The organism is Ferruginibacter sp. SUN106, assembly GCF_050611765.1.
Classification (GTDB): Bacteria; Bacteroidota; Bacteroidia; order Chitinophagales; family Chitinophagaceae; genus Ferruginibacter.
This window is the reverse complement of the sequence record NZ_JBODJC010000002.1, coordinates 423,432-445,479: the sequence shown is the minus strand read 5'-3', so window position 1 is coordinate 445,479 and position 22,048 is coordinate 423,432. Positions and strand designations below refer to the sequence as shown.

Sequence of the window (22,048 nt, the reverse complement as noted above, 5' to 3'; positions counted from 1 at the left end):
TATTTATAATTAAACACAGTATTTTTTAGTATTCACCTTATTGATATTACAAATGAAAAAATTAACAGGGATAGCAGGAATAGTTACAATATTGTTTTTATCCGGTTGCCAGAAAGAATACAGTACTGAAAATGGCGGTGGCGATGGGGCAGGTGTTCTTATTGGTGCCGATTGCCGTATCAGCAAGATAGCCTTCAGCGACAGTACAACCGGTGTAAGCATAGGTTCCCTCGGTGCTACAATCGATGGCTCAGATGCGGTAACTGATATTACTAAATTCGACAGCCTTACCTTAACCATTGATTTTAATTCGGTGCCACAATATTTCAGCGATACGGTTTATGTTGATCCTGACCAATATTATGTTTTTGATGCTACTACCAAGCGCATTAAATTATTGCACGGGCTTATTGACCCCACCTTGCCAGGTTCACCCGAATTTGATGTAGCGTATAATTATGATGCAGCAGGATTCCTGATCAGCAAATCATACACTTATTCTTCGCTACCTGCTATTCCGTATCAAACTGTTACGTACACATATACTGGTGGTAACCTTACACACATGACTATGATAGATGAGTTTACTACTGGTATCATTAAAGATGCAGACCTTACCTATTACACGAATATCTCCCCTAAAAATTACCTGTATCTTTTTCCTGATGAAGATACTTATGCACCGTATAACCAGTTTTTTAATTTTGGCAGAAAATCAACCAATGCAGTTAAAAACCTGAAAGTGCGTTTTTACGATCCGGGTAATGTGGTGGTTGATTCAGCAGTGTCTGCATTCAGTTCGTATATAATGAGCCGTGATAATTACGTGGTCAGCACATATATGCTGGGTGATGATCAATCAAGCATTCCTGCAGTTGAGGGTAAATTGAAGTTCTCTTACAAATGTAAATAAAGCGTGAGTAGTGAGTCATGAATCGTCAGCAGTTTAAGAGACTGCTTATTTTACGACAGACTATTCCCGTTTCACGAAAAAAGCCCTTCCGTAGAAACGGGAGGGCTTTTCTTTTGTATTTCAAACTTCACGGCGAAGTGTCTTTATTTCATTTTAATTATTCTTTTATTGATCACCTGGTTATTGCTGGCTACCGAAAGCATATACATTCCCTGGGGCAGGTCTTTAACAATATCCAGCCTTACTTTATTCCAGCCTTTTTTACCATCTACCCATTGCTGAAATATCATGTGGCCAAACATATCTGATAACTGAATGTTTATTTTATTTTGCCTTGGTACGGTAATATCCAGGAGTATATAATCTGTAACGGGATTGGTAACTCCTTTTACTGCAAAATCAATCGACTTATTATTGAGTATGATAATGGGGCTGTAACTATGCAATCCTTCATGGTCATTTAATTTTAAGCGGTAATAAGTAAGTCCTGCTAATTTATCCGGATCGTTAAAACTATAGTTTGTTGTAATAGCGGTATTGCCCGCTTTAACAGTGCCGGCTATACTAAAATTAATACCATCAATACTTTTCTCAATTTCAAAATTAGTAACGTTACTACCCGGTGTTAAAGACCAGTTTAGATCTGCATTGGATTGTACCTCCTGCCCGGTAAATGATCGTAGATTTACATTGAGGATAACGCCGCAGTTAATAATGTTTAACATGGTACTGGCATTGTTACTGTATGCACAGTTTACATTGGTTAAGTTAGAGGGCGTGGTGGCAACTACTGCCCTGTAACGATGACCACTATCGGCCATGGTAGCTAAAAACAAAGGATAATTGGCAGTATATTCCCATTGCCCGCTCACTAATGCCGGAGAGCCAACACCACTTATGCCTGTATCAAACCAGGTGCTGCCACCGTTGGTGCTCTTTTGCCATTTGTAATACACATAATTAGGAAAGAAACAACGGATGGTGGCCGAGAGATCTATCTGTGCATCTTTACACACTTTTATTTCGGGATTATATTTTAAGATAAGGTCGGGTACACAGGTAGATAAATTCACATCATCCACTGCCCAATCATTACCACCTCCACCAGGAGAATTATTGCGTATAGATAATGTAAAAGATGTTTGTGCCCCACCGGTTAAATAAGTGAATCCTTTTTTTACCCATTGGGCATTATAAGAAATATCTCCTGTGGTATAATAATCAATACCATTTAATTGAAACGTAAGGTTGGGCTTTACACCGGGAGGATACGGCCCGTTGAATAAAGCATTTAAGGCACCACGCCCATTACTGTCGCAGGAACATTTAGAACAGATATTCCTGAACCATGCACTAAAATCGTAGTAAGTAGATGGGCATAAATTAGTAATGGTTTGCTGTATGGCCGGGTTGGTGGCATAACTGGCATTAACAATAGCCATATAACCACCTGTACTACCCACTGTTGTGGCAGGGTTACCGGCTGTGGCACTTACTGCACCGGTATGGTCGCCAATAATATCCCATACGCTAAACACTCTTGAATTATCAGGGTATGGTACACCGTTATTAGTGGCTCCGGCAGCACTGGTGTTGTTAGCAATACCATAGCTGCCATCGTTGGGTTGATTGGCCGAAAAGTTTACAAATGAATAACCAGGTACAATTGCAGAGGCACTCCTGTTCCTGGTGTTACCACTGCCAAAAGTACCGTTGTTTTCAATCACTGCATTACCACCAACATAATTAGGGCATACGCCGATATTCTGAAACACCATGATATTATTGGCAGCAAAACCTGCTGTTACCGCTGCAGCGCTTTGTGTGTAGCGGAAAGCGCCACCCGGCATAGTGATCAGACTATTATACGTAACTGCATTTTTTATTTTTACCCTGAAGGAAGCTACCATAATGCAGACACCTCCATAAAAAGAAGGTTTATCATTATAAGCAATTGTACCACCACCTGTAACAGCATTGCCTGTATTAGCAGCAACGCCTGCTGTTTTACCCATGTTGATACGCAAGGTTTGGTTGATGCCGTTAAACATGGCGGCATCATCGCTTGCTGCATCTGTATACGAACGAAAGGTTAAGCCTTCGTTAGTAATGATCTTAAGTGTACCGGGTAAATAGGTGAAGTTGGCATTGATAGTATCGTTATACCTTACTTGCGTAATAGAAAATGCGGCAAAATTACCTACAGCAATGGCCGCTCTTATTTCAAGGGTATCGCCGGGTTCAAAAGTGCCCCCGGTAATATTTTTTGAAACGTTGATATAACTTTTTCCTGTTTGTACCTGCGCATACAAATGCTGATTACTGATCAGGCTCAGCAATAAAAGTGTACCAATAAATAAAAGTTGAGGTAAATGTATTTTCATAGTGTTTCAGTTTTGGTGCTGAAATATGGATTCGGATATTTATAATGTTCATCATTATACTTTCTGTTTAATATTATCCCGTTGGGACAATTCGATTTACCAGGAGGGACTATAAGGGTAGTATCAGGCCACGGTATTTTATCGTTGTGATAAAACACATCGGGGCATAGTAAGGTTTAATCTGAAGTGTATTAATCTGACAACGTAAAAGCCATACTGTTATTTTATAAAAAGAAACCTATTTTTTCAAATTGTTTATAAAGGCTTAATAACCAGTTTTTTTACGGAAAATGCAACTGAATACTACGGCTTTTTTTACCAGGCAGTAGTAAAAAACTATAAAGAACTATAGTGTTTTTACAGGTAAATTTAACAGGGTTGCGCTTTGAAAACTGTTTTAGGGATAAAAACTTATCTTTATAAGAGTACTTATTGCTGATATGAAAGTTTTTAAAACGATACTGCTTTTAATAACAGGGGCACTGTTTTTTCAGTCTTGCCAGCGGGAATTATTTTTTGACGGCATCTCTACAGGAAAATTAAAAAAAGATGCAACCGGCAATTGCCAGCCTGTTAAAGTAAGCGGTGTGTACAATATTGATTCTGTATTCAGCAATAAAAATTTTATTGAGGTAGAGGTGGAGGTTTCTTTTGCAGGCACTTATGAAATTACTTCGGATACTATAAATGGTTTTTATTTTCACCAGGCAGGAAAGATTAATAAAGGTACCAGCACTATTCATTTAATGGCAAGCGGCAAACCCGTCACAGAAGGAAATAATTGTTTCACTATCAGGTATGGATCCAGTACCTGCAATGTTTGTATAAAAACTTCCGGACCGCAACCTGCACAATATACCCTGGCAGGAGCACCCAACAGCTGTACCGGCATATTTGCAGATGGCAGTTATGTTATTGGTAAGCCCCTTTCACCTTCTAATATTTTAAAAGTGCAGGCTATTGTTGCCACACCGGGTGATTATACTATAAACGCTACAACAACCAACGGTTTTTCATTTTCGACATCTGGAGTGTTTACCACAACCGGTTTACAGGATGTATATTTAAAAGGAACAGGTACCCCATTAAAAGCAGAAGTATCAACAGTAATAGTAAATGGTGTGGTTAGCAAATGTAATACAGGTATTACAGTGCTGTCTGATACCGCAGGTAAAGCCGTATTTAGTTTTGAAGGTTCGCCTAATGATTGTATCAACTTTACCATTGATGGCAATTATTATGTGGGTATTGCTGCAACAACAGGAAATACCGTTACCATGCATGTAAATGTAAGTAAGCCGGGTTCCTATTCTATCAATACCAATACAGCAAATGGCATTAGCTTTAGTGATGCAGGAGCTTTTGCTACAGTAGGCCAGCACACCGTGGTATTATTGGCAAAGGGTACACCTGTACGTGCAGAGTCAACAGCTTTTGTACCTAACACGGGAACAGTATCCTGTAATTTTTATTTAACTGTTGCACCATTGCCACCACCGGCAACATTTACTTTAAGCGGGGCACCTGGCGCATGTGCACCGGTTACGGTAAATGGTTTTTATATTCTTGCCAAACCATTGGATGGCGCTAACACAGTAATGATCCAGGTAGATGTGAGTAGTATTGGTTCTTATACCATTGCCACCAATTCAGTTAATGGTATGAGTTTTACAGCATCGGGAGTATTTTCGTCAACAGGTTTGCAGAATGTACTACTGCGTGGCAGTGGCGTACCAGGGTCAACGGGATCGTATACACTAACACCGAGAGTTGGAACTTCAGCCTGTAACTTTAGTATATTGGTTATACAATAAAGCTACAGGCTAAAATGCTTCCGTTTTGTTTATATTTTTCCCACCATATTTGCAGGTATCACCCATTCATCAAATTCTTTAGGCGTTACATAACCCAGTTTAACCGCCATTTCTTTTAATGTGGTTCCTTCTTTATGAGCTTTCTGTGCAATTTCTGCGGCTTTGTAATAACCGATCTTTGTGTTAAGTGCTGTAACCAGCATTAAACTATTGTCAACATGTTTTTTAATGTTGGCTCTTAATGGTTCAATGCCAACAGCACATTTATCATTAAAGCTCACACAACCGTCACCAATTAATCTTGCGCTGTGTAAAAAATTATAGATCATCACCGGTTTAAAAACGTTCAGTTCAAAATGGCCATTGCTGCCACCGATACCAATGGTAACATCATTGCCCATTACCTGGGCAGCAATCATGGTCAGTGCTTCGCATTGTGTCGGATTTACTTTGCCCGGCATAATTGATGAGCCCGGTTCGTTATCAGGAATATGAATTTCTCCAATACCACTTCTTGGTCCGCTTGATAACATGCGTACATCATTAGCGATCTTCATTAAACTAACAGCAACAGTTTTTAATGCACCATGCGCTTCTACTATTGCATCATGTGCAGCCAGGGCTTCAAATTTATTATCAGCAGTCCTGAATGGCAGCCTGGTTAATTTTGCAATATGCTTTGCCACATTCACATCATACTTTGGTGGAGTGTTGATACCGGTACCAACAGCAGTGCCGCCTAAAGCCAGCTCACTCAAATGCGCTAAAGTATTTTTTATTGCTTTTAATCCATGGTCTAATTGCGAAACATAACCACTGAATTCTTGTCCTAAAGTAAGTGGGGTAGCATCCATAAAATGTGTGCGGCCAATCTTCACCACTTTTTTAAAAGCCTTTGCTTTTTTATCTAAAGTATTCCTGAGCTTAGTAATACCCGGAATGGTAGTTTCCACTAAAATTTTGTAAGCGGCGATATGCATTGCAGTAGGAAAAGTATCGTTACTGCTCTGGCTTTTATTTACATCATCATTAGGATGCAGGTATTTTTCTTTATCAGATAGTTTGCCACCATTTAATACATGGCCACGATAAGCCACCACTTCATTTACATTCATATTGCTCTGGGTACCACTGCCGGTTTGCCAAACCACCAAAGGAAAATAATCATTCAGCTTTCCTTCTAAAATTTCTTTACATACTTTACCGATAAGGTCGGCTTTCTTTTTGGTTAAAACGCCTGCATCGTAATTGGTTAATGCCGCTGCATGCTTTAAATAAGCAAATGCAGCAATAATTTCTTTAGGCATTTTGTTGATGTCCTGTGCAATTTTAAAATTGTCGATGCTGCGCTGGGTTTGTGCGCCATAATACGCATTTACGGGTACCTGCACTTCACCCATAGTATCTTTTTCTATTCTGTATTCCATAAAATGATTTTATTGTAATTAGAGGATGCAAAATTAACACAAAAGCGCTATCAATTATAATGTAGTTTTAGGTGAACAAAACTATTTTATGAAGCTTGTTGTGATCTGCTTTTTTATTGTATTAGCCAGTTGTACCGGCAGTTCGCAAAGGAACGTTTTTACAAATGGTAGCGATACAGGTAAAGCCGTAAATAAGGATACTGTACCGATAGCAGATGCCGATAGTATAAAACCGGTTACACCTGTAATAGCAACCAGTAGGGATACTGTTGCAGTTAAGAGAAATGGGTTACAAGAGCAATTACTTGTCTATGCAGGATCGCTTATTGGCACACCTTACAAGTATGCGTCCACCGATCCTGAAGAGGGATTCGACTGCTCTGGTTTTATAACGCATGTGTTTAATCACTTTAATATTACAGTGCCAAGATCGTCGGTTGATTTTACCAATTACGGTAAAACCGTTTCGGCTGTGGAGGCCAGGCCTGCGGATTTAATTTTATTTACAGGAACAGACAGCAGCAGGATTGTAGGCCATATGGGAATCATTGTAAGTAATGATACTGCTGAAATTAAATTTATTCATTCCACATCGGGCAAAGCAAATGGCGTAACCATTACGCCATTAAACGATTACTACAAACACCGGTTTGTAAAAGTGATAAGGGTGTTTAATTAAAGTTGATAAAAATTCAATTAATTTTAAAAGCATAACTAAAGTATATTTAAATTCACTTCCTAAAAACATACATTAATGAAGCCTCTAATCTTCCTGTTGGTATTAATATTCCCGTTTTACTTAAATGCACAAACACCGGTAAGAGAAAAAATTTCCATGGATAAGAACTGGAAATTTCATTTCGGGGATGCTGCGGATACCAAAAATGATTTTAATTACAACATCAACTACAACTTAGCTAAGGCGGGCTCGGGCAGAGGTTGCATTGCACCCGATTTTAATGATTCTGCATGGCGCACACTGGATGTGCCACACGACTGGGCAGTAGAACAGGATTTTGTAAATATTAAAGATGAAGGTTTACAGGACCATGGTTTTAAAGCTGTAGGTGGTTTATTTCCCAAAACAAGTATTGGATGGTACCGTAAAACATTTACAGTAGCTGCAGCTGATTCCGGCAATAAATTCAATATCCATTTTGATGGTGTGTTTCGTAATTGCAAGGTTTTTTTAAATGGGCATTACCTGGGTAATAATGAAAGTGGCTACAGTGAATTTTTGTTGGATATTTCAGATTATGTCAACTTCCATAAAAAAAATGTATTGGTGGTAAGAGTAGATGCTTCGCAATATGAAGGCTGGTTTTACGAGGGCGCAGGTATTTACAGGCATGTATGGTTAGAGAAATTTAATCCGTTTCATGTTGCACAATACGGCACATTTGTAACGAGTACGGTTAAAGACAGTGTGGCTACGGTTGCAGTGGAAACTACTGTTGCCAATAATACTTTCAGCAGGGCATCAGGCAGTTTACAATATTTTATCTACGATAAAAACAATAAAAAAGTAACGGGCACTATTGTAGAAGGTGTTTCTGTTACTAACGGCGAAACCAAAAAAATACAGTACCAGTTTAAGATCACTAATCCAATGTTGTGGGATTTAGATAATCCCAATCTTTATAAACTGGTCACTGTCATCAGGCAGAATGATAAAGTTACGGATAGTACCAGCACTACATTTGGAATACGAACCATTATTGCGGATGCAACAAAAGGCCTGAGCTTAAATGGTAAGCCGATAAAAATTTATGGCGTATGCTGTCACCAGGATCATGCCGGTGTAGGCAGTGCATTACCAGATGCTTTGCAATACTACCGTATTAAGTTATTAAAAGAAATGGGCGTAAATGCTTATCGTACTTCTCACAATCCTCCAACACCGGAATTATTGCAGGCCTGCGATGAATTGGGCATGCTGGTATTAGATGAAAATAGGTTGATAGGAACTTCTGCCGAATACATGAGCCAGTTTGAAAGATTGTTGTTAAGAGACAGGAATCACCCCAGTGTTTTTATGTGGAGCATTGGCAACGAAGAAGGATGGATACACGGCAGCGATGTTGGGCGAAGGCTTGCACAAACTTTAATACAAAGACAAAAAGAACTGGATCCTTCCAGGGTGTGTACTTATGCAGCCAATAACGGCGGCAACCGTACAGGCATAAACGAAGTGATACCTGTAAGAGGTTTCAATTATTTTGTACAAAAAAGTGATCAGTACCATGCTGCTTATCCCAACCAGCCGGTGATGGGATCAGAAACCGGCAGTACCGTTACAACAAGAGGTATTTATGCAACTGATACTATTAAAGGGTATGTTGTTGACCGGGACTCCACACATCCTTCATGGGCAACTACTGCTGAAGAATGGTGGAAACCTAATGCACATAAAGATTGGTTTATGGGAGGTTTTGTGTGGACGGGCTTTGATTATCGTGGAGAGCCCACACCTTATGAATGGCCTTGTATCAACAGTCATTTTGGTATCATGGATATGTGTGGTTTTCCTAAAAATATTTATTACTATTATCAAAGCTGGTGGAGTAATAAAGATGTATTGCAATTGAGTCCGCACTGGAACTGGACAACAGGAGATAGCATTAAAGTATGGGTAAACAGTAATGCAGAAGAAGTGGAATTAAAATTGAATGGAAAAAGTTTAGGAAAAAAAATGATGGAAAGAGAAGGGCACCTGGAATGGAAAGTAAAATACACTCCGGGAAAACTGGAGGCCTTTGGAAAAAGAAACGGCAAAAAATTATATGCTAAAGTAGAAACCACTACAGCACCTTACCAGATTGTTTTATCACCCGACAGAACAGCGCTGAAAGCAGATGGTGCTGATGTTTGTGTAATGAATGTGACCGTTACTGATAATAAAGGAAGAGAAGTGGCAACAGCGATGAACAATATTAATTTTTCGATAGAAGGCGATGCAAAAATTATTGGAGTGGGTAATGGTGACCCCAGCAGCCATGAGCCGGATAAGTTTTTTGATAATAACTGGCAGCGAAAATTATTTAATGGTAAATGCCAGGTGATCATACAATCTGCAGAAGTAACAGGCGATATTAAATTTACTGCAACGGGTAACGGATTGCAGGCTGCAACAGTTATTGTAAAAACAAAGAAATAATTCTGTCAAAAATAAACAATGAATAAAAAAATAACCAGCCAATTTTCTTTAGTGATAATTTTAGCTTTGCTTTTTTCTTTTGCATCAGCACAGGTAAAACCTTCTCCTGCACAATTAGCCTGGCATGAAATGGAGTTTTATTTATTTGCACATTTTGGGCCTAATACATTTACTGATCTGGAGTGGGGGCATGGTGACGAAAAAGAAGAAGTGTTTAATCCTGCAAAACTGGATTGCAACCAATGGTGCCGTGTGGCAAAAGCTGCCGGTGCAAAAGGTATCATCATCACTGCAAAACACCACGACGGGTTTTGTTTGTGGCCCAGCAAATTCAGTAAACACACCGTAAGAGAAAGTAAATGGAAAAATGGTAAAGGCGACGTGTTGAAAGAATTATCTGTAGCCTGTAAAAAATATGGTTTAAAATTCGGCGTGTACATTTCTCCATGGGACAGAAACCATCCTGATTATGGTACAGAAAAATACAATGATGTTTTTGTGGGAATGATGAAAGAATTGTTTACCAATTATGGCCCGATTACAGAATTATGGTGGGATGGTGCTAATGGCGAAGGCCCCAATGGAAAAAAGCAAGTATACGATTGGAAAAGATTTAAGGAAACCGTAAGAACACTTTCGCCCAAAACTGTAGTGTTCAGTGACATTGGTCCGGGTATAAGATGGGTGGGTAACGAAAATGGCGTGGCGGGAATCACCAACTGGAACACATTGACTATTGATGGGTTTGAACCGGGCGCCAAAGCACCATCAACAGATACTTTAAACGCAGGCAATGCCTATGGTAAATACTGGATACCTGCAGAATGCGATGTCAGCATCAGGCCGGGTTGGTTTTATCATAAAGCGGAAGATGATAAAGTAAAAACACCAGAGCAGTTATTTCAATTGTATGAAAAAAGTGTAGGCCGTGGTGCCAATTTATTGTTGAATGTACCACCCGATGGTAATGGATTAATTACAGCATTTGATTCAGTTGCGTTGGTTGGCTTTAAAAAATTAAGAGACGAAAACTTTGGCACAAATATTTTTAAACATGCAGATACCTATCACTTGTTTGGCGGCATCTTAAAAAAAGCGCCTGCAGTTAGTGATGGCAATCTGCAAACGGGAGAAAAATTTACAGCCGTGGAAAGAGAATCAGTAGGCGTGGAAATTAAAGCTGATAAAAAAGTGAATTGCGTAGTGCTGTACGAAGATATTAAAGGCGGACAAAATTGTTCATCATTCAAATTACTTTTGTTTAATAAAATGGATGAACTGGTAAAAGAAATTCACGGTACTACCATTGGCAGAAAACGCATTCTTACTTTTCCTGCTGTTGATATTAATTCGATTGAGCTAACGATAGAAGGGGAGCATGGTGCAACTATCATTAAAGAAATTGAAGGTTATTTGATAAACGAAAACCTGGTTGAAAAATAAAATCATTCTCAATGAAAAAAACGATTGCTTTATTATCTCTTTTCTTTGCCGCTCAGTTAGCTGCACAAAATTATCAACCCACCTGGGAAAGTTTAGATAAGCGCCCTACACCATCCTGGTTTACAGATGCCAAATTCGGCATCTTTATTCATTGGGGTGTTTATTCAGTACCTGGCTGGAGCAGCAAAGGGCAGTATGCAGAATGGTACCAGCAAGGCTTGCAGGGGAATGATACGGCACGGCAAAAATTTCACAAAGCAAAATTTGGTGATCGTACTTATTACGATTTGGCCAGGGATTTTAAAGCAGAATTATTTAATCCGGATGAATGGGCAAAAGTATTTGAACAAAGCGGAGCAAAATATATTGTACTCACTTCAAAACATCATGATGGATTTACATTATGGCCCAGTGCAGTATCAGACAGGGATTGGGGCTTTAAATGGAATGCTGTAGATGTAGGACCAAAAAGAGATCTGATTAACGATTTGTTTAAAGCGGTTCGTAAAACTTCTGTTCATGCAGGAATGTATTATTCTTTGTACGAATGGTTCAACCCGTTATGGAAAGCAGACAAGGGAAAATTTGCAACAGAACATACCTGGCCGCAAATGAAAGAACTCATCAATAATTATCAGCCCGATGTTTTCTGGACGGATGGCGATTGGGAAGCAAGTGATTCGGTATGGAAGAGCAAAGAATTTTTAACCTGGCTGTACAATGAAAGCCCGGTTAAAAATAAAATTATTGTGAACGATCGCTGGGGTGCCGGATTACGTTTTAAGCACGGCGGTATTTACACACCCGAGTATCAACCCGATCTTGATTTTGAAGATCATGCCTGGGAAGAAAGCCGTGGCATGGGGTATAGCTATGGGTACAACAGGGAAGAAGATGCATGGGATTACAATTCCACACAATCATTGGTGTTGCAGTTGATAGATAAGGTAAGCCGTGGTGGAAATTTTTTATTGGATATCGGTCCTGATGAACATGGAAAAATTCCTCCCATTATGCAGGAGCGTTTATTGCAAATGGGCGAATGGTTAAAAACAAACGGAGAAGCGATCTATAATACTACAAGATGGAAAATACATTCGCAATGGAGTGAAGGCAACAGGGAATATAAAGACAGAAGCGGCGATATGTTATTAAAAATAACGGTTGATCCTGATCCGGGTTATGCAGTAAAAGAACTTTTTTATACTTACAATGCCAACAATAATTCTTTGTATGCCATCTTTCCAAAATATCCTGATAATAAAAAATTAGTGTTGAAAGATATAACACTTCCTGCAGGCACAGCTATCAGTTTTTTATCTACCAAAGAAAATGTTAGCTGGAAACAAAACGGTAATAATGTAGAGATCATTTTACCTGATTACAATCCCAACAAAATAAAACTGCCTTATGCATATGCAATAAAAATTGAAAACTTTGGCCGCTATACTAACAAGCCAAAAGTAAATGTGAGTTACGATGCCGCATTAAAACCCACAGCAAGCATAGAGAATATTACACCGGGAGCCGTTATACATTATACAACAGATGGTACAATGCCAACTGTAACATCAGCTGTTTACACCAGGCCATTAGTGTTTAAAAATACTACCACACTTAAAACTATAGCAATAAAAGATGGCCTTATTAATAGTGATGTGCAGGAAACAAATATAAAGGCATACGAGTTGATGAAAGCAGGTAAGCCTGCAAAATCAGTAGCCGGATTAAATTACAGCTATTTTGAAGCAGAAGATATGAGCGCAGGAAAAATGCAACAAATGCAACCTTCTGCAACAGGTGTGGCAAATAAATTCAGTCTCGATAATAAAAAACGGAAATCAAAATTTGGATTTATTTTCACAGGCTATATTAATATTGCCAAAACCGGTTTGCATGATTTTTTTGTCAGCAGTGACGACGGCAGTTTGCTTTACATTGATGATGTATTGGTGGTGGATAATAATGGCGATCATGGTATGGAAGAAAAATCAGGTAAGGCTGTTTTAGAAAAAGGCCTGCATAAGATCAAGCTTATTTATTTTGATTCTGCGGGGGATAATGGTTTAAATGTAAGTTTTAATTTAAACGGGCAAAATAAAATGGAAGTGCCTGCAGGTATTTTGTTTCATTAAAAAAAAATAAACAGGCTTTATTTTCTGTGCAATTTGTGTAACCTGCCTGCCGGCAGGTCTGTGGCTTATTTGCCCGTAAAATTGGCTTTGCGTTTTTCTAAAAAAGCAGCGGTGCCTTCTTTCATATCTTCAGTAACAAAGCAGTCGCCAAAAGCTTCAATTTCTTTGGCGTAACCGCTTTTGCCATTGTTGAAAGAACTATCGCTTAAGGCGGCAAAATTTACGCACTCCACTATTTTGCCAATTGCAAAAGGCGCTTTGCTCATAATCACATGTAAAATATCTTTTGTTTTGTCTAATAAACTTTCAGCGGCGGTTACATGATTTACAAGTTTCAATTGCAAAGCTTCTGTAGCATCAACCAAATGAGCCGTCATTTGCAGTTCCATACTTTTTCCTTTGCCTACTAGTTGTGTAAGCCGTTGTGTGCCGCCATAACCTGGTATCAACCCAAGGTTAACTTCGGGTTGGCCAAACTTTGCATTTTCGCTGCATAACCTGAAATGGCAGGCCATTGCTAATTCGCACCCACCACCTAAGGCAAAACCGTTAACTGCTGCAACAACTGGTTTTTTGCAGTTTTCAATTTTAAAAAAAATTTCCTGTCCACGTTTAGCCAGTGCCATAGCTTCATCTTTATTCAATCCGCCAAACTCGGTAATATCTGCCCCGGCAACAAATGCCTTTGGCCCGGCACCTGTAATAATAACTGATTTAATTTCCGGATTGCTGTTCACTTCATCAATAGCCGTATTTAAATCAGTAAATACCTGTTTGTTCAGGGCATTTAGTTTATCAGGACGATTAATGGTGATGATATAAATACCATTTTCAATAGTAGCCAGCAAAGTTTGGTACATGGGGTAATATTTTGCCAAAAATAGCAATAAAAAGAAGAGCCGCAATAAAAACAGCAGGCTGGTTTTACAAGATCATGATCAGTATTACAATTCCCATCGCAAGAAGGGTAAACATAATGATATCCCTTATCGTTTCTTTCTTCATTTCCGGTGCTTAAAATTTACAAGTAATAGTGGTTACGAATCAGGGCAAAACTATACCAGCAGTTAATATACCAGCACGTGATTTTAGTTAATGGTAAGTACGGATTATCCTGTGGTACAAATATGCCTTGGAGCACTTTAAGAAATTAATTTTCCTTTTAATAAACAGCAGCATCCTTTCAATAATATGCAGCTGCTGCTGTTACAAAGCCTTTCTACTTTTGATGTATGAAAAATATAGCCATCAACAAGACAATAATTCTTTCGATGCTGGCAACAGCAGGCATCTTTGCTTATAATAACTGGAGGCAGCGTATTGAGTCTTCCGTAAAACAAGACACTGGTATTATAAAAAGTATTGTACCCCAAAAAGCGGCGGTAAAAAATACTAGCGCCACTTCAGATGAAAATTCCTGGAATGATATTACAGCATACAAATACATTTCGTCAACAGGCATGCCGGTGGTGAATAATTGATAGTAAAGGAACAAAGAAAAACCGGTTAGGTGCACTAGCCATTTCTTTATGGCCCCGCAATTGAAGGGGCCATTTTATTTACCGGAAACTAAACAACAAATGCCGCAGGCTAATAAGAAAGGATATGATTGTAGTAATGTTTTTATTTTTGTTTTGGAATTAAGGAAATACTAGGTAGCAGGCGATTTTTAGTAGCAAGTATAGCCATGACCACGGCTTCAGAATAAATTAAGGTAAGTTTTTAATCCGCCTTAAACGAAGGCAGCTCCGGGCCTGTTTATGATGGAGCAGGCACAGCAGCACGGAATAATATTTAGGTTTGCAGAATGCTTTATTCTATTGCAGCAATATTATTTCAACAAGGTACAGCATTGATAAGGGTTGGCTTTAAGCCGGCCCTTTGCCGTTTAATTGGCAGCAATAACCGCAGAATAATTTTGCTGTTTTCAATATGCAGTTTCAGGATATTTTACAGCTTGTTACCCCGGTTTATAAATTAACTGCAGTATATTGTTCAGGCATGCCGCAGGTGCTTACCCGGCGTAAAAAAAATTATTTTGCTGGTACATTGGTTTAAAAAAATATCTATAACACTAGCTGTTAGTTTTTGCTGTGCAAAAAGTATTGCCCAGCCGGGCATTGCTTTTCAGCACCTTAATACCTCCAACGGACTTTCTTACCTGGGTGTAAATACCATGTGTGTGGATACAAAAGGTAATTTGTGGGTAGGCACAGGCAATGGCCTCAACATGTTTAATGGTAAAACCGTAGAAAAATATTTTGCAACGGAATACCCTGAGTTAAAGAATAATAATATTGTACAGGTAATTTGCGACAGCAGCAACAGGATTTGGGTTTTAACTGCAGGTGGTAATGTTGTTATGTTTGATGAAAGAAGGCAACTACACAGGGTGGCTTTGTATGAGAAAAATAGTTTTATTAAAACCAGGGTACTTTTAAATGCCCCGGCCGGTGCTGTAACATTATTTACAGGCAGTGGCAATTTTAAATTTAATGCAAACAGTACTTATTTAAAAACTGATTCACTTGCGCAGGGGCAATTTTCTTTTTTGCCGGTAAAAGGCTTTGATACTTTGCAGCAGAAAGGTTTCAGACAGGTGTTTTATTACGATGCGAATAATTATTTTTTTGTACAGGAAGAATTTAGCTATAAAGTAAATTACGGTACTGGCGAAGTGGAAAGAAAATATTTATTCCCCCATTGTACATTACTTACTAAATGGGGCACTAACGAGCTGCTTGTTTTCGACAGGGTAACCAGCGAAGTAAAACTTGTTGATCTTATCGCTACTACCGTTAGTTATCCGTTTAAAGATCTGAAAGACCAGTTTGGCGAAAAAATTACCGCCTCATTTACTGGCGCCGAAAAAATAAATGCTACACAATATCTTTTCACCACATTGAATTCGGGAATTTATATTTACGATAGCCACACACAAAAAATTTATAATCATACCCATAATATTGCCGATCCTTCCTCTATTGCAAATGGCGCTACTACTATTGTAATAGCAGGCGAAAAAGGATGGATATTTGTAGCCACAAACCCCAATGGTGTAAGTTATTTTAATTGCAATGATATTGTTGGCAACCAGAATATTTTTACAGATAATAAAGGGAAAGGTTATGATGGGCATATAGCTGGTATTGCTACAAAGGATAATAACACTTACTACATAGGCACTGCCGAAGGCTTACTGGAATGGAAACGAAATACCAATACCACCACCTTTATTAATTACCCCGGCGAAAAAGGAGAACCACTTTTGAAGAAACAGGAAGTATCATCTATAGCAATTGATAATAAAGACAGGATATGGGCAAGTACAGTAAGTGATGGTATTGTGGTAATAGATAAAAATTTAAAGCTGGCACGCTTGGTTAAAAATACCGGCAGCGGAAAATATATCATTAAACTTAAAAAAGTTTCCTGCCTTACACTGGCACCTGATGGTTATATATGGGCTTGTGGTGGAAATGGTATTTGTAAAATAAATCCTGAAACATTTGAAGTAGATAATTTTGAGCATTCACCATTGGCAAAACTGGACTCTATTTATTGTGTGCCATTAGTATTTACAGATAAGGATAATTTATGGGTGGCAACCTATAATTCGGGCGCCTATCATTTTAACCTGGCAACACAACAATTGGAAATACGCAATACTTCCAACGGGTTATCGAGTAATGGTATTTTTTGCATTAATGCAGACAACAAAAAAAATATTTATATCGGTTCCCGTCAGGGGTTGGATATTTTATATACTGATGGCCGGGTTAAAAACATTTCACAAAAAGATGGATTACTCATCGACAGGGTGGAAGGTTTATTGCTTGACAAACATAACCGCATGTGGATTGGTAATGATATCGGGCTGGCATGTTATAACATTACTGACAGTACTATTACTTCATATGATGAACGTTATGGTTTAAGTACTTACGGTTTTAGAGTTGGTTCGTATTTTCAAACGCCTAACGGAGAATTTATTTTTGGTACACCCAAGGGTCTGCAATATTTTCATCCGGATTCTTTGTTTAATAAAAAAATATTACTCAATGCTTTGGTCAACAGAATTGAAACTAAAAGCATCTTCTCTAATATTACAGAAACCGCCAGTTTTGAATTACCTTCTTCTGATAACCAGGTAAGTTTTTATTTTAGTTCGGTAGATTATACACCACATTTACGAACCTATTATCAATACCGTTTGGAAGGACTGGATAAAGACTGGATAAAAGTTACTGATCAGAATTTTGTACGCTACAGTTCTTTATCTCCGGGAAAATATACTTTTAAAGTAAGGATCAGTAACGATAATAAAAACTGGCAGGCTGCAGAAAATGAAGTGACTATTAATATTGCAACACCACTTTATAAAACCTGGTGGTTTAGATTATTGAGTAGTTTGTTAGGTATTCTGCTGATTATATATGTAATTAACTATTACCGCAAACAACAAATCGAAAAACGCAGTCACCTGGAAACAGAATTGGTGATCACCTATTTTGCTTCGCAGATCAACAGTCATAAAAATACGGATGAGCTGCTTTGGGATGTTGCTAAAAACTGTATCAGTAAATTAAACTTTGAAGACTGTGTTATTTATTTAAAAGACGAAGCAAGAAATGTACTGGTACAAAAGGCAGCATACGGGCCAAAAAATCCGGTTGACTTTACCATTCACGAGCCTATTGAAATACCTGTTGGAAAAGGCATTACCGGAACTGTAGCATTAACAGGTAAAGCAGAGATCATTGATAACACCGAAAAAGACAACCGTTATATTGTAGATGATGATATACGCTATTCAGAAATTGCAGTGCCTATAATAATTGATGAAAAAGTAGTAGGTGTAATAGATAGTGAACACAGGCAAAAACATTTTTTCTCCGAAAAGCATGTGATCATTTTACAAACCATTGCGGCATTATGTGCTAACCAGATACAAAAAACAACGGCAGAAGAAGAAAAGCAAAAAGCCACCATTGAATTATGGGAAAATAAACAGAAAGCAACCGAAAGCCGTTTACAAAGTTTGCGCCTGCAAATGAATCCGCATTTTTTGTTCAATGCGCTTAACTCCATTCAGCAGATGATATTGTCTAATGAAGAAATGGTGGCTACGAGATATTTATCAAGATTTTCAAAATTATTGCGGATGGTACTTTTGCACAGCGATAAAGAATCCATCACATTAAGAGAAGAAATTGATATACTGAAAATGTATATCGAACTGGAGTCGGTGCGTTTTAAAGAATCATTTTCTTACAGTATTCACTGCGATGAATCAATTGAAGTAGAAGAAATAAAAATTCCTACATTGCTCATCCAGCCATTTGTGGAAAATGCTATCTGGCATGGGTTAATGCATAAAGAAAATAACCGAAGGCTTACAGTAACGTTTACTGAGATGCAGGACTTTTTGCAATGCATCATTGAAGATAATGGTGTGGGGAGGAGTAAGGCATCGGAAATAAAAGGTCTTACGGGGAGTGATAAAAAACATACCAGCAAAGGTATTGCAGTATCTGAGGAGCGTTTGAAAACTCTCACCAATAGTTTAGGTAAAAACGGATCTATCCAGATACATGACCTTACAGATATTGATGGCGAAGGACTAGGTACCAAAGTGGTAATTAATTTTCCAATTCAAAACTAATACAATGCTTAAAGCGCTTTTAATTGACGACGAAGAAAGGGCTACAGATTCCCTAAGGCTTATGATTGAAAAAGCCGTGCCTGAAATAATGCAGGTAAAAGTTTGCAATGATTCAAGAAAAGCGGCAGAAATTATTCATGAGTTTCAGCCCGGCCTGGTATTCCTGGATATACAAATGCCACATTTAAACGGTTTTCAGATGCTGGAGAAAATGCCTAATAAAAATTTTAAACTCATTTTTACCACGGCCTATAATGAGTATGCAATACAAGCCATCCGTTTCAGTGCATTCGACTATTTACTAAAACCTATTGATGTGGAAGAACTGCAATTATCTGTACAACGCTTTTTACAAACCACACAGGATTATAAAGAACAATACGATTTGCTGAAAAATATCATGCACAATATACAATCGCCTTCTTCTGATGAGTTCAGGCTGGCACTGCCTACAAAAGAAGGCGTGCATTACCTGCAACCTGCAGATATCATACGCTGCGAAGCGGTAGGCAATTACACTAAATTTTTTACAGAAGGTGGTAAAAGTTACCTGATATCAAAAACGCTGGGTGAGTATGATGCTTTATTAACACCGCAGCATTTTATCCGCACACATAAAAGTCACCTGGTAAATAAAAAATTTATTTCCTTTATCGACCATGATGGGTTTGCAGTATTGAAAGATAAAACCAAAGTAGAAGTAAGCCGCCGGCGCAAGGAAGAAGTGATGGAAGCATTGAAATAACAAATTGCCTTTTACTAAAGTGTAAAAAAAATATAACCATTCAGCCTTATCTTCAGCTGCTTCTTTTTCAGAAGCAGCTTTTTTTATGTGTTCTGGTTTAGCCCAATACCGTTGGTTAGTCAGCTGCGTCCTTTCAATAGTTTATTTTATTCATACGTTGTATTTCTTCTTTCTTTTGCATTCAATTAAAAAATTAACCCCTAACAAAATAAAGTACATTGTATGAACACAGTATTAAAAACGCAGGTAAAGAAATTTTTGAAACAAACATTTTTCATTGGTGCACTATTTTCTGCAAGTGCATTTGCTTTTATACGTTTAATGATCTATCCGCTACCTATTGAACTGGGAGAAGACGGTATGATATTTCTAAAAACAATTTTAACAGGATGGCTGATAGTAATGATTGGTAAAGGTGCATTTGAAGGGTTGGTTTATATGGGTGAATCAGCACAAAGGTTTATTCAAAACTATATTCAATCAGCAGTTGATAGAACGAGCATTTATAAAAGCACAAATTTTGTTCAGGAATATTTATTTAAGGCAGAGGAAAAAAGACGGATTGGCCAGGTTAGATTTTTCAATAAGATAGTAAAGACAACAGAAACAAAAGCATTGGTACAAGAGTAAAAAAAATGCAGGCAACGGGTAGCAGAAAACAATTTTTTCTGCTACCAATTTAAAAATTGTAGCTGCTTAAAAACTTCTGTTCTCTTTTACCCAACCCTTAATGTAATCCGCAATATCAGTGGTCGGTGTACCTGGTGCAAATAATTTTCCTACACCCATTTCATTAAGTGTCTTCATGTCATCTTCGGGTATAATGCCACCACCGGTAAGCAACACATCAGTCATTTCTTTTTCTTTCATCAATGCAATTACTTTGGGAAAAACGGTATTATGTGCGCCACTTAAAATGCTGATGCCGATTGCATCCACATCTTCCTGTAAAGCAGCATTCACCACCATTTCAGGTGTTTGGCGCAGGCCGGTATAAATCACCTCCATTCCTGCATCACGTAAGGCGGTGGCAATTACTTTGGCACCACGGTCGTGGCCATCCAAACCTACTTTAGCCACCAAAACCCTTATCGGCCTGTTTTTTTCCATATGCAATTGATTAAAACTTTTGTAAAAGTAAATCTATTCATCAAATATCTGTAATACTTTCCTATTTTGCAGATTACTAATTTACCCTTCATTTTATTTTATGAACACATCTGTTGCCGGTGAAATTTCCGATTACTTAAAACATGGTGATTATTCTGTTGCAGTAAGAAGAACCCTGGATTATTGTTTGGATACAGGGGACGATACACTGATAGAAACTGCTATCAGCTGGAGCAGGGAGTATCATGAAAATGAAAATTCAAAATCAGAAAAGCCACTGCCTGATAATTTTATCGGCAAAGCCGAAAGCATTTTACAACAGGCAAAAACTATAACAGGTACTGCCAGTGTTTCTAATTACCCGTTAATAAGCGCCGAAAAAATTTCTAAAACTTATAGCGGCGGTAACTTTAGTTTAAAACCAATTGATCTTTCCATCGGCACAGGAAATGTGTTAGGTGTGGTGGGCGAAAATGGCAATGGTAAAACTACGTTACTGCGCTGCCTTGCCGGGCAGCTGGCACTGGATAACGGCGAAATAAAATATCATTTATTGCAACAGCCCGATGCGTATGCAATAAAAAATCATATTGCATTTATACCACAGCGTATTCCTAAATGGTATGGATTGCTGAAAGATAATTTACATTTCAGTGCATCTATTGCAGGCGTTTATGGTGCTAAAAATAACCTGATGGTGAATTTTATGCTGGAACGCTTGAACCTCAGCAGTTATGCTCATCTTACCTGGAACCAGATCAGCAGCGGTTACCGCACCCGTTTTGAAATTGCCAGGATATTATTGCAAAAACCAAGGCTGTTAATTTTAGATGAACCATTAGCTAACCTTGATATCAATGCACAGCAAACTATTTTAACCGATCTTATTTTTATGGCCAAGGGCACACATAATCCGATGGGCATTATTTTAAGTTCGCAGCAATTACATGAAGTGGAAAAAGTAGCTGATACGGTGATCTTTATTAAACAAGGTAATTGCCTGTACAGCAGCAACGACAAGGCAGAAAAAATAACCAGCAATGCAATTGAATTTGAAACCGCAACCAGCAGGGAAAGTATTGTGGAGCTGTTTGGAGAAGGTACCATAGAATTACAATTCAATGGAGGATTTTATACCATCATTTCATCTGCACTATCGGCACAGGAAATAATAGGAAGAATGATAACGGCAAATATTCCTGTTACTTATTTCAGAGACATCACTTACAGTACCAAACGCTTTTTTTAAACACTG

General features: G+C 38.2%; 16 protein-coding genes. 12 read left to right on the top strand and 4 right to left on the bottom strand.

All coding sequences use genetic code 11. The features are described 5' to 3' along the window. The first annotated feature begins 52 nt into the window (after positions 1–52). The gene (locus tag ACQ334_RS07875; protein ID WP_430987639.1) at positions 53–913 is read left to right on the top strand and encodes a hypothetical protein; all 861 of its coding nucleotides are present in this window, start codon (positions 53–55) and stop codon (positions 911–913) included. Positions 914–1,056: 143 nt separating this feature from the next. Here the strand turns inward: ACQ334_RS07875 and ACQ334_RS07870 are convergent, their stop codons facing one another. After that, on the bottom strand, positions 1,057–3,297 hold the full coding sequence (locus ACQ334_RS07870) for a T9SS type A sorting domain-containing protein (protein WP_430987638.1): 2,241 nt from the start codon (positions 3,295–3,297) through the stop codon (positions 1,057–1,059). A gap of 440 nt (positions 3,298–3,737) precedes the next feature. Between ACQ334_RS07870 and ACQ334_RS07865 the strand changes: the two genes are divergently transcribed. Continuing rightward, the gene (locus tag ACQ334_RS07865) at positions 3,738–5,111 is read left to right on the top strand and encodes a hypothetical protein (protein WP_430987637.1); all 1,374 of its coding nucleotides are present in this window, start codon (positions 3,738–3,740) and stop codon (positions 5,109–5,111) included. A gap of 29 nt (positions 5,112–5,140) precedes the next feature. Here ACQ334_RS07865 and fumC read toward each other — a convergent pair whose 3' ends face one another. After that, complete coding sequence (fumC, locus tag ACQ334_RS07860; RefSeq protein WP_430987636.1) at positions 5,141–6,538, bottom strand: class II fumarate hydratase; 1,398 nt, start codon at positions 6,536–6,538, stop codon at positions 5,141–5,143. Between the two features lie 88 nt (positions 6,539–6,626). On the opposite strand from fumC, the gene ACQ334_RS07855 reads away from it, so the two are divergent. The 4 genes from ACQ334_RS07855 to ACQ334_RS07840 all read left to right on the top strand — a co-directional run bounded on the left by ACQ334_RS07855 (position 6,627) and on the right by ACQ334_RS07840 (position 13,273). After that, on the top strand, positions 6,627–7,217 hold the full coding sequence (locus ACQ334_RS07855) for a C40 family peptidase (RefSeq protein WP_430987635.1): 591 nt from the start codon (positions 6,627–6,629) through the stop codon (positions 7,215–7,217). 75 nt (positions 7,218–7,292) lie between these two features. Then, positions 7,293–9,695: a beta-galactosidase GalA gene (gene galA, locus ACQ334_RS07850; RefSeq protein WP_430987634.1), complete on the top strand. Its 2,403-nt coding sequence runs from the start codon at positions 7,293–7,295 to the stop codon at positions 9,693–9,695. A gap of 18 nt (positions 9,696–9,713) precedes the next feature. Then, entirely contained in the window at positions 9,714–11,138 is a 1,425-nt protein-coding gene (locus ACQ334_RS07845) for an alpha-L-fucosidase (protein WP_430987633.1), read from the top strand. An 11-nt stretch (positions 11,139–11,149) separates the two neighbouring features. Then, positions 11,150–13,273 carry an alpha-L-fucosidase gene (locus ACQ334_RS07840; RefSeq protein ID WP_430987632.1) on the top strand — a complete coding sequence of 708 codons (2,124 nt, stop codon included), beginning with the start codon at positions 11,150–11,152 and terminating at the stop codon, positions 13,271–13,273. A gap of 65 nt (positions 13,274–13,338) precedes the next feature. Here the strand turns inward: ACQ334_RS07840 and ACQ334_RS07835 are convergent, their stop codons facing one another. Next, positions 13,339–14,133, bottom strand: coding sequence for an enoyl-CoA hydratase/isomerase family protein (locus ACQ334_RS07835; protein ID WP_430987631.1), 795 nt, complete (start codon positions 14,131–14,133; stop codon positions 13,339–13,341). Positions 14,134–14,144: 11 nt separating this feature from the next. On the opposite strand from ACQ334_RS07835, the gene ACQ334_RS07830 reads away from it, so the two are divergent. The 5 genes from ACQ334_RS07830 to ACQ334_RS07810 all read left to right on the top strand — a co-directional run bounded on the left by ACQ334_RS07830 (position 14,145) and on the right by ACQ334_RS07810 (position 20,313). Further along, complete coding sequence (locus tag ACQ334_RS07830) at positions 14,145–14,291, top strand: hypothetical protein (protein ID WP_430987630.1); 147 nt, start codon at positions 14,145–14,147, stop codon at positions 14,289–14,291. Positions 14,292–14,505: 214 nt separating this feature from the next. Then, the gene (locus ACQ334_RS07825; protein ID WP_430987629.1) at positions 14,506–14,754 is read left to right on the top strand and encodes a hypothetical protein; all 249 of its coding nucleotides are present in this window, start codon (positions 14,506–14,508) and stop codon (positions 14,752–14,754) included. Between the two features lie 557 nt (positions 14,755–15,311). Next, positions 15,312–18,938, top strand: a complete 3,627-nt coding sequence (locus ACQ334_RS07820; RefSeq protein ID WP_430987628.1) for a sensor histidine kinase — start codon at positions 15,312–15,314, stop codon at positions 18,936–18,938. A 4-nt stretch (positions 18,939–18,942) separates the two neighbouring features. Next, positions 18,943–19,683 carry a LytR/AlgR family response regulator transcription factor gene (locus tag ACQ334_RS07815; protein WP_430987627.1) on the top strand — a complete coding sequence of 247 codons (741 nt, stop codon included), beginning with the start codon at positions 18,943–18,945 and terminating at the stop codon, positions 19,681–19,683. Positions 19,684–19,905: 222 nt separating this feature from the next. After that, on the top strand, positions 19,906–20,313 hold the full coding sequence (locus ACQ334_RS07810) for a hypothetical protein (RefSeq protein ID WP_430987626.1): 408 nt from the start codon (positions 19,906–19,908) through the stop codon (positions 20,311–20,313). A gap of 66 nt (positions 20,314–20,379) precedes the next feature. On the opposite strand, the gene ACQ334_RS07805 is transcribed toward ACQ334_RS07810, so the two are convergent. Beyond that, positions 20,380–20,793, bottom strand: a complete 414-nt coding sequence (locus tag ACQ334_RS07805) for a cobalamin B12-binding domain-containing protein (protein WP_430987625.1) — start codon at positions 20,791–20,793, stop codon at positions 20,380–20,382. Between the two features lie 100 nt (positions 20,794–20,893). Between ACQ334_RS07805 and ACQ334_RS07800 the strand changes: the two genes are divergently transcribed. Beyond that, on the top strand, positions 20,894–22,042 hold the full coding sequence (locus ACQ334_RS07800) for an ATP-binding cassette domain-containing protein (protein ID WP_430987624.1): 1,149 nt from the start codon (positions 20,894–20,896) through the stop codon (positions 22,040–22,042). The last annotated feature ends 6 nt before the right edge of the window (positions 22,043–22,048 follow it).